At 66.3% G+C, this 9,897-nt stretch carries 7 protein-coding genes; 1 reads left to right on the forward strand and 6 read right to left on the reverse strand.

The genetic code is table 11. The annotated features are described in order from the left end of the window. Window positions 1-99: 99 nt before the first annotated feature. The 5 genes from BLQ70_RS01140 to BLQ70_RS01160 all read right to left on the reverse strand — a co-directional run bounded on the left by BLQ70_RS01140 (window position 100) and on the right by BLQ70_RS01160 (window position 7,199). On the reverse strand, window positions 100-1,113 hold the full coding sequence (locus tag BLQ70_RS01140) for an amino acid ABC transporter substrate-binding protein (RefSeq protein WP_061963901.1): 1,014 nt from the start codon (window positions 1,111-1,113) through the stop codon (window positions 100-102). A 103-nt stretch (window positions 1,114-1,216) separates the two neighbouring features. Continuing rightward, window positions 1,217-2,401: a MalY/PatB family protein gene (locus tag BLQ70_RS01145; RefSeq protein ID WP_091855484.1), complete on the reverse strand. Its 1,185-nt coding sequence runs from the start codon at window positions 2,399-2,401 to the stop codon at window positions 1,217-1,219. Window positions 2,402-2,551: 150 nt separating this feature from the next. Then, the gene (locus BLQ70_RS01150) at window positions 2,552-3,829 is read right to left on the reverse strand and encodes a cytochrome c (protein WP_091855485.1); all 1,278 of its coding nucleotides are present in this window, start codon (window positions 3,827-3,829) and stop codon (window positions 2,552-2,554) included. Window positions 3,830-3,834: 5 nt separating this feature from the next. After that, window positions 3,835-4,380 (reverse strand): (2Fe-2S)-binding protein, encoded by a 546-nt coding sequence (locus BLQ70_RS01155; RefSeq protein WP_091855486.1) that lies wholly within the window; start codon window positions 4,378-4,380, stop codon window positions 3,835-3,837. Then, window positions 4,377-7,199, reverse strand: coding sequence for a xanthine dehydrogenase family protein molybdopterin-binding subunit (locus tag BLQ70_RS01160; protein WP_244511867.1), 2,823 nt, complete (start codon window positions 7,197-7,199; stop codon window positions 4,377-4,379). Before BLQ70_RS01160 ends, BLQ70_RS01155 begins: the two co-directional genes overlap by 4 nt. Before the next feature lie 355 nt (window positions 7,200-7,554). Between BLQ70_RS01160 and BLQ70_RS01165 the strand changes: the two genes are divergently transcribed. Continuing rightward, entirely contained in the window at window positions 7,555-8,658 is a 1,104-nt protein-coding gene (locus tag BLQ70_RS01165; protein ID WP_425284537.1) for a YeiH family protein, read from the forward strand. Between the two features lie 52 nt (window positions 8,659-8,710). On the opposite strand, the gene ampH is transcribed toward BLQ70_RS01165, so the two are convergent. Beyond that, the gene (gene ampH, locus BLQ70_RS01170) at window positions 8,711-9,868 is read right to left on the reverse strand and encodes a D-alanyl-D-alanine-carboxypeptidase/endopeptidase AmpH (RefSeq protein ID WP_091855488.1); all 1,158 of its coding nucleotides are present in this window, start codon (window positions 9,866-9,868) and stop codon (window positions 8,711-8,713) included. Window positions 9,869-9,897 lie beyond the last annotated feature (29 nt).

The raw sequence follows: 9,897 nt of genomic DNA on the forward strand, positions 1-9,897 counted from the left end.
ATTGCGGACAAGCGCCGCACGCTTGGCCCCATGCAGAAAGGCCCGGCTGCTCGTCGCAGCCGGGCCTTTCCCTGTTCCGTCAACCGGATCGCGTCGTGATCAGCGGATCGGCGCCGCGTATTGCAGGCCGCCATTGGTCCAGAGCGCATTCTGGCCGCGCGCGATCTTGAGGAGCGAGCCCTGGCCGAGATTGCGCTCGAACATCTCGCCGTAATTGCCGGTCGCCTTGATGGCGTTATAGGCCCAGTCGTTCTTGAGGCCGAGCGCCTCGCCGAAGGTGCCTTCCTTGCCGAGCAGGCGCTTGATCTCCGGATTGTCGGACTTCTCGCGCATCTCGTCGACATTCGCCTGGGTCACGCCGAGTTCCTCGGCCGTGACCTGCGCGAAATGGACCCAGGTGACGATGTCGAACCACTGGTCGTCGCCATGGCGGGTGACGTAGCCCAGCGGCTCCTTCGAGATCGTCTCCGGCAGCACGATGTGATCGGCCGGGGCCTTGAAGCGCATGCGCTCGGCATAAAGGCCGGACGCGTCCGTGGTGAAGGCGTCGCAGCGGCCGCTCTCATAGGCCTCGGTCGCCTCGTTGTTGGTGGCGAAGGTCACCGGCTCGAACTTCATGTTGTTCTTGCGGAAATAGTCCGCGGTGTTGAGCTCGGTCGTGGTGCCCTGCTGGATGCAGATCGAGGCGCCGCTGAGCTCCTTCGCCGATTTGATGTTCAGCGACTTCTTCACCATGAAGCCCTGGCCGTCATAGTAGTAGGTCGCGCGGAAGTTCTGGCCGAGCGTGGTGTCGCGGCTCATGGTCCAGGTCGTGGTGGCGGCGATGAGATCGGTCTCGCCCGACTGGAGCGCCGTGATCCGGTCCTTCGAGGGGAGCTGGATGAACTTCACCTTGGACTTGTCGCCGAAGACGGCCGCGGCCAGCGCCCGGCAATAATCGGCGTTGATGCCGGTCAGGACGCCATTCGCGTCCGGAACCGCGAAGCCGGCGAGATTCGCACCGGTCCCGCAGTTCAGGACGCCGCGCGACTGAATGGTCTTCAGGGTCTGCGCTTCGGCCGACACCGAAACGGCGCAAACGGCAGCAGCGGCAAGCGCCAAGGTCAACTTCATTGTTCCATCCCCATATTACGGTAGTGCCGACGATGTTCCACGCGGCCCGGCTTCCGTCAATCGGCAGCACGGGCCTTTCCTTCCGGAAGCTTGCCGTTCCGTCTTATTGCAGGTCGGCGAAGGCGAGCTTCAGGCGCTCGACCGCCTCCGTGACCACATCGCGCGGCGTCGCCAGGTTGAAGCGCAGGAAGCTCTCGCCGCCCTTGCCGAAGGTCGGGCCGTGATTGATGGCGATCTTCGCCTGCTTCTCGACGCGCGCCGTGAACTCGGCCGTATCCATCCCCGTTCCCGAGAAATCCGCCCAGGCGAGATAGGTCGACTCGAGCGGCATCGAGCGCACGCCCGGAATCGCGTTGATCCCGGTGTCGAAGATACGGCGGTTGCCGTCGAGATAGAGGTTGAGGGCATCGACCCAGGCGGCGCCCTCCGGGCTGTAGGCCGCGGTCGCCATCGCCATGCCGAAGGAATTCGGGGAGATGCCGAGCGCTTCCATGCGCCCGCGGAACAGGTTGCGCAGCCGCTCGTCGGGGATGATGACGTTGCCGATATGGGCGCCGGCGATGTTGAAGGTCTTGGTCGTCGCCGTCATCATGACCAGACGGTCCATGATCTCGGGCGCCGCGACCGGCATCACCATGTGCTTCTGGCCGGGCATGACCAGGTCGTGGTGGATCTCGTCCGACACGAGGATGAGGTCGTGGCGCTTGCAGAAATCGGCGATCGCCCGCAATTCGTCGCGCGTCCAGACGCGCCCGCCCGGATTATGCGGCGAGCACAGGATGAGCATGCGCTCGGTGCCGGTCATCGCGGCATCCCAGGCGGGGATGTCGAGGACGTAGCGTCCTTCCTCCAGCGCCAGCGGGCATTCGACGACGCGCCGCCCGGACGAGGCCACGATACGCGCGAAGGCGTGATAGACCGGCGTCATCAGCACGACGCCGTCGCCGGGCTTGGTATAGGCCTCGACGCAGAGCGCCGTGCCGTTGACGAGGCCATGCGTGGTGAAGACCGAGTCGGGCGAGACCTCCCAGCCGTGCCGGTTCGACATCCACCAGCGGATCGCCGCGAGATAGGCCCGGTCATCGCCGAAATAGCCGTAGATGCCATGGGCGTTCATGCCATCGAGCGCGGTCTGGACGCAGGCCGGCGGGCGGAAGTCCATATCCGCCACCCACATCGCAATGCCGCCATCGGCCGGCACGCCATAGACGGTTTCCATCTTGTCCCATTTGGCCGAATGGGTGCCGCGGCGATCGATCCGCTCGTCGAAATTGGGAGAAAACTGCATGAGACCCTGCCGGCTAACACGGAGAATATCCTTCCCCTAGCAGGTCCCGCGGGAGAACACAGCCGCTGCCGGGCGCAACCCGGGAGAACGGGGAATGCATTCGCCGCGGGGCAGAGGCGATGGGCGATGGGTGATGCCCGACCTCGTTCCTCAACGCTGCTTGCGGACCTCCTCCGCCGTGACAGTCGGTTGCTGGCCGCCCCAGCTTGCGCGCAGCCAGTTGGAGAGATCGGCGACCTGCTGGTCGGTGAGATGCGCGGCAAAGCCGGGCATGGGCTGCATGCGCTCAAGCCCCGGGAAGCGTTGGGCAGGAATGCCGGAGAGGATGACCTTGTTGAGGTTGCGCGCATCCGCCAGGCGCAGCGAGGCATTGGTCGCGAGCGGCACCACGACATGCGGAATGCCCTGCCCTTCGCCGCCATGGCAACTGGCGCAGACGGCGAGATAGCTGGCGCGCGCCGAGGCCGCGACATCCGCGGAAACGGCAACGGGCTGCGGCGCCGCCGGCGGGGTCGTGCGCTCCGGCAATTTGTCGAGATCGAAGAGATAGGCCGACATCGCAGCGAGGTCGTCGGCGGTGAAATACTGGGTCGAGAAATGGACGACCTCGAACATCTGGTTGGTCATAGCGCCTTGCGCCGAGATGCCCGATTTCATGAAGCTCGCGAACACCAGCGGATCGAAGCCCATCCGCGTCAGCCCGGCCTTGGTGATGTCGGGCGCGACGACGCCTTCGAGTTCCGCGCCTTGCAGATAGGCGCTGTCCTTCATCCCCATCGTGAGGTTGCGCGGCGTATGGCATTCGCCGCAATGGGCGAGCGCGTCGGTCAGATAGCGGCCGCGATTCCATTGAGCCGAGCGGCCGGCGATCTCCGTTTTGGTATCGGAAGACAGGTTGACGAGGTTCCAGAAGGCCAAGCCCTGCCGGATGTTGAAGGGAAAGGGCAGATGATTGGCCTTGTTCGCCACCTTCATCGGCTCGCGGCTCATCAGGAAGGCATAGACCGCGTCGACGTCCTCGACCGTCAGCTTGCGATAGGAAGCATAAGGCATGGCCGGGTAGAGATGGCCCTGCTTGCCGACGCCGTCGCGCACCGCGCGGTGGAACTCGGCCCGCGTCCAGGCGCCGATGCCGTGCTCCTTGTCGGGTGAGATATTGGTCGAATAGATCGTCCCGAACGGTGTCTCGAACGGCAGACCACCTGCCCAGGGCGCGCCGCCCTTGGTGACGTGGCAAGCATAGCAATCGGCGGCGACGGCGACATAGGCGCCGCGCTTGGCCAGCGTCTTCATCTGCTCGGCCGAGAGCGGCTGCTCGATATCCTTGGCCACGACACTGCGTTCGAACAGGCCGAGGAAGACGGCTCCCGCCGCAAGCACCCCGAGGACGGCGATCGTCAGAACCGCCAGAAGCAGTTTCCTCGCCATGCGCACTACGCCTTTACCAAGCCGGGAGTCTTGAGGACGAGGTCGCGCACGGCCTCGAAATAGCGGACATAGCCGGTGCAGCGGCAGATATGGCGGTCGAGCGCCTCGCTGATCACCTGCTCCAGCGCCTCGCGCCTGACCGGATTGCGCTTCAACTGGTCGAGCAGCACCGTCGCGCCGGTGACGAAGCCCGGCGTGCAATAGCCGCACTGGAACGAGAAATGCTCGATGAAGGCCTGCTGGACCGGCGAAAGCGCGGTGATGGTCCCGCTGGCGTCGCGTTTAGCTTGCCCTTCCACGGTCCTGACCTTGCGCCCGGCGAACCAGTGCGCGCCGGTGATGCAGGTGCGCATCTCCTCGAGCGAGCCATCGGGCTTCTCCAGCACCACCGTGCAGGCATGGCAGATGCCCTGGCCGCAGCCCATGCGCGAGCCGGTCAGGTCGAGATACTCGAAGAGGAAATCCTGCATCATCATCGTCTCGGGCACGTTGATCGGCCCGACGGGCTTGTCGTTGATGGTGAGGGAGAGCGGCTTCATCGCGATGGTCATGCCAGCGCCTCCCGGATCTTCTCGGATGTGATCGGCAGGCTGTAGAAGCGCTTGCCGATGGCATGGGCGACGGCGTTCGCGATCGCCGGCACGACGGCGATCATCACCACCTCTGCCATGCCCTTGGGCGGATCGGTGTCGGAGAGCGGCGGCAATACCTCCGATGTCTGTGACCAGACGGCGACGTCCTTCGAGACCGGCAATTCATAGCGGTTCCAGTTCCAGGTGCCGTCGCCCGGTCCGTCCTCATGAAGCGGCAGATACTCCTTCAGCGCGTGGCCGATGCCCATGGCGATGCCGCCCTGGATCTGGCCGGAGACCAGCTCCGGCACGATCTGGTTGCCGCATTCGAGGATCGAGTGATGCGAGAGCAGGCTGATCTCGCCGCTGCCGGTATCGACGACGATCTCGGCCAGCGTCGCCATCGGCGCGTAATAGGTGACGCCGGCATTGTTGCGCTGCGCCGGCGGGTAGAAGACCGCGGCACGTTCGACGAAATGCCAGCCGTCCTGCGTCATCAAATCCCGGCGCGCGGCCGGGGCGCCCTCGCCATATTTCACGGCGAGCGCGTCGATGGCGAAGCGGCGCTTTCCGGTATCGGGCAGGTCGAATTCCGCTTCGGCCCATTGCCAGCGGTTGAAGCTGTGCACGGTGACGCCGGTGACGAGGCCGAGCCGGTGCGCTTCCGCCGCGATCTCGGCGAAGGCGAGCGGCTGCATCGCTGCGGCCGTGACCCTGCCATCAACGATACGCAGATCCTCGCGGCGCACCGCCTCCGGCGCCATCTGGCCGCCGCCGATGCCGCGCGACCAGAGCGAGCGCGCCGCCGGCCAGATCGCGAGATCGACCAGTACCCGCGCGGCCTCGCGCGTCGCATGGCCGAGATAATAGACGCTGTTCGAGGCGCTCATCGGCGAGGTGAAGCTCGGCGTCCAGCGCGGATTGGCCTTGCGCTTGTCCTCTTCCTCCTGGGAGAGCGTGTAGGGCTCGTCGGTGGTCTCCAGCGGCATCTGCGGCCAGCGCACCTTGCCGAACTCGGTCTCGTCGGGTTGCCGCCCGAGCAGGCCGGCGGCCATCACCGCCTGCGAGGTCGTGGCGCCCGTACCGATCTCATGCGCGACATGCGAGAGCTTCAATCGCCCGGTCGCATCGAATTCGAGCGCGCAGAGCGCCGACTCCGCACCGGTGCCGTAGTCCTTGTGCACATGGCCGTAGCCGACGCCGTATTTCTTGCCGGGATTGGCGGCCTCGAAGGCAGCCTTGCGCGTCTGCCTGTTCGCCCAGAGCGGGTGCTGCTGCGCCCGGTCGAGGATCTCGCCATGGCGCATGGCGCCGGAGGGGATCGCGCCCTGCGAGTTCTTCATCCCCGCCTTCAGCGCGTTGCGGCGCCGGAACTCCACGGGATCGAGGCCGAGCGCCTCGGCGGCTTCATCGACCATCATCTCGGTCGCCGCCATCGTCTGGAGCGTGCCGTAGCCGCGCATCGAACCGGCATCGACCGCGCGCGACGAGACGATCGTCGCCGAGAAATCGCTCTTCGGCAGGTAATAGATCGACTGCGCCGCCGTCGCGCCGACCGTTCCGACCGAGACCGAGAAGTTCTCGCGCCCGCCACCATCGGTGCGGTAGCGCCCGGTCATCGCCCGGAACCGGCCGGTCTTGCGGTCGATGACCATGACCTTCTCCATCTGGAAGGCATGGCGCTTCAGCGCGGTCTGGAACTGTTCGTAGCGGTCGTTGGCGAGCCTGACCGGGCGGCCGTCGCCATAAAGCCCGGCGAGCACGCAGTAATACGGGAAGATCGCGTGGTCCTTGGTGCCGTAGCCGACGGTGTAGCCGATCTTGAGGTCGATGCTTTTCAGCGGGAATGTCGACTTCGAGACAATATGGGCCGCCATCTCCGCCACCTCGTAGGGCGACTGGGTGGCGATCAGCGCGTGCAGCAGGCCGCTGGCGCGGTCGTACCAGACATTGCCGTTATCGGCTTCCATGGCCGAGGCATCGGCGGACTGGCTGGTGAAGGAACGCCGCAGCACCAGCGCGTCATCGCCGGCAGCGGCGATCTCGCGCTCGATTTCGACCGCCGCCGCCATGCCGCGGGCCATCGCATCGCCGTCGCCGGCGGCGGGCCATTGCGGCTCCTCGCCCTTGAAGCCGGCGCGGATCGTCGTCTCCTTGAGCGACGAGTAACGGTCCTCGGCGTCGGGGGTCCCACCGTCGATCCGGACATAGCGCGCAGCGCCGTAAGGCCCCGGCGTCGTCGAGGGCCCCTCGGGACCGTAGCGCACGACCTTGTCGTTGAAGCGCAGCTTGCGCTTGGCCGCGTCGTAGCGGGCGAAGTCGTGATAGATGAGCATGGCGACGGGCTGGCCGAGCAGCCGGGCCGTCTGGCCCTTGGGAACGAAGAAGACGTCGCCATAGAAGCCGGGCACGGGAATCGCGACGCCATCGGCAACGAGATCCTCATGCAGGACGAGCCGGTCGGGCTTCAGGTCATCGCCGAGCAGGCCGAGATCGATGCCGTCGAAGACGCGATCGACCCGCGTCGCCTTGAGCGTGAAGGCGTGCGCCTGCTCTTTCGGCCAGCCTGCGAGGTCGCGCGCCCGATAGTCGCGCGAGAAGGTCTTGCCGCCGGTCACCTTGGCAATCGCGTCGAGGCGGTATTTCGGCTTGCCACCGGCAGCGAGCCAATCGGCGCCGGGACGCGGCGGCGTCTCGATCAGCTCCGCTTGCGTGGGCGACGGCAGCAGCGAAACCTTGATGGCAACGCCGGCTGCGCCGGCCTTGAGAAAGCTTCTGCGGGACAGGCCTGTCTTCACGTCCGATCCTCCGCCCGCTGGCGAACCGATTCCACTTGCCGACGCGACGGCACCGACGAGCTGGCCTACGAGATACTTGAATTGTTCTGATTTCAAGTGCCGGAGCCGGAGGGTCGCATGACGTGGGAGGGCGGATGACGGCCGGAATCTTGCGGGCCTGAACGCAGGGAACCCTCGAAAGGGGGCCTCGAACGTCGCCATGCGGCCGCGCGCCCATGGCCGACAGGCTCTTCCAAAGAAGCGGCTGACATCGCCGAGCACCCATCGTTCGATCTGATGAAACGAAACGGTCGGAATAATGCAATGGACAGCTGAATTCTTCTCCGGCTAGGTCAGCGGAGAGGACAATTTCCCTATGGCTACCATGCGTTCTTCCAATCCTTTGCCCCTGTCTCCCGGTTCGATATCGCGGGGAGTGGGACGAATCCTGCCCGGCCTGGGCCTTTGCGTCGGCATCAGCGCGATCGCCTTCGCGCTGGAGCACGTCGAGGCTGCGACCACGGGCCGGGCCTGGCTCGAGGCCCTGGTGCTGGCAATCCTGATCGGCGCCGCTGTCCGGTCCGTCTGGACGCCCTCGGACACCTGGCGCGCCGGGATCGCATTCTCGGCGAAAACCGTCCTGGAGATTGCCATCGTCCTGCTCGGCGCGTCCTTGAACGCTGCGATGATCGTCGCCGCCGGGCCGGCATTGATCGCCGGCATCGCAGTGGTGGTGGCGCTAACCCTCGCCTTCAGCTTCCTGATCGGGCGGACGCTCGGTCTGCCGAAGCGCATGGCGGTCCTCGTCGCCTGCGGCAATTCGATCTGCGGCAACTCCGCCATCGCCGCGGTCGCACCGGTCATCGGCGCGGACGGCAAGGACGTTGCCGCCTCCATTGCTTTCACCGCGGTGCTAGGCGTCCTGGTCGTGCTCGGCCTGCCGCTGCTCGTTCCGCTGCTCAGGCTGTCCGAAACCCAGTACGGCGTCCTGGCCGGGCTGACGGTCTATGCCGTCCCGCAGGTGCTGGCCGCGACCGCGCCTGTCGCCACCGCCAGCGTCCAGATCGGGACGCTCGTCAAGCTCGTCCGTGTCCTCATGCTCGGGCCTGTCGTCCTGGTGCTGTCGCTGCTGCGGCACAGGCTGCAGGACGACGCGACCGGGACGGCTCCGGCAGGCGCGGTCGGGAACAGCGCCACGCGGCAGCGCATCGCCTTCAACAAGCTGGTCCCGTGGTTCATCATCGCCTTCCTGGCGATGGCAGCCCTGCGCACGCATGGCTTCATCCCGGAGGCCGCGCTCGGCCCGATTTCCCACATCGCAACCGTCCTGACCATCGTTTCGATGGCGGCTCTGGGCCTGGGAGTCGATGTCCGTGTCGTTGCCAGGGCCGGCGGACGCGTCACCACCGCAGTCACCCTTTCGCTGATCATCCTGGCGATCATCAGCCTCGGCCTGATCCGCCTGCTCGGGATCAGCTGAGCCGACAGCGGCTGGCGCGAATGCGGGAACGATGCGGGCCGCAGAGATACCTTCAGCGAGCCGGCGCCTGGGAACCCGCCGGAGCCAGCTCCGCTGCAAGATTTCGGACCGATTGCCGGATACCCTCGAACATCGCGAAATTGACGCGGCTTGCCGCCACGAAGATGCCGAGCTTGCGATTGGGCGCGAGCACGACATAGGTCATGAATCCGCCGAGCCCCCCGCTCTTCCCGAGCAGTAGCGGCACGCCGTCGCGGGCGCGGCTGACGACCCAGCCCAGCCCCATGCCTTCCGAATCCGTGACCTCGACCCCGACAGCGCGGCGCAAGCCGTCATGCGGGCGCCAAAGCGCGTGGGCCAGCGCCATCGTCGCCTGAGCCTCGCCTGAAAGGTGCCAGCGCATCCAGCGCGCCATATCGTCGGCCGTCGAATAGAGCCCGCCGCTGGCCGCCATGATCGGCGTCGCCTCCCAGTTCGGGTCGGGATTGCCAAACACGTCGAGCCCCGTCATCAGGCGCGGCTTCTGCGCGTCCGAAAGCCGGGCGACCGTATCGGCCATGCCGAGCGGCGCGGTGATCCTGTCGCGGAGTAGGTCGGGGAAGGATTTGCCGCCGGCCTGGGCGAGAGCCTCGCCGAGCAGGCCGAAGCCGACATTTGAGTAGATCGCGGTCGTGCCCGGTGCATAAGCCGGCGCGTTCTGCCGCATCCAGTTCCAGTAGTAGTCGCCCCTGTAGGCGGCAAACGGGTTGCCTTCGCCCGTGACGGCCGGATCACGCAACTCGCGCGGCAGTCCCGCCGAATGCGTCGCGAGATCCAGCAAGGTGAAGGGCTGGCCGCCGAAGGATTTCACGCTGCTTCCGGGCGGCGCGTAACGGGTAAACGGATCGCTCAGGCCGACGCCGCCTTGTGCCGCCATATCCGCCAGGAGATCGCCGGTGAGCACTTTCGAGATCGAGCCGAGGCGCAGGATCGAGCGCCCGTCCGGCTCGACCTTGCTACCCGGCGCGGTCTCGCCGACGCCAGCGATCTCGGTCTCGTCACCATGGACGACGGCAACGATCAGGCCGGGCGCGCCGGAGTTCAGGAACATCGCCGTGGCCGCCATCGAGACGGCATCGCGCAGCGCGAGGTCCTTGGTTTGCGCACCCGCCGTTGCCGTCAGGATTTGGAGCGCCGCCAATGCGGCGCCCGCCTTGCCGATGAATGTCATGATCGCTCCGTGTCATTCCGATGTGGCGC

This window comes from Allobosea robiniae (genome assembly GCF_900102525.1).
Lineage (GTDB): Bacteria > Pseudomonadota > Alphaproteobacteria > Rhizobiales > Beijerinckiaceae > Allobosea > Allobosea robiniae.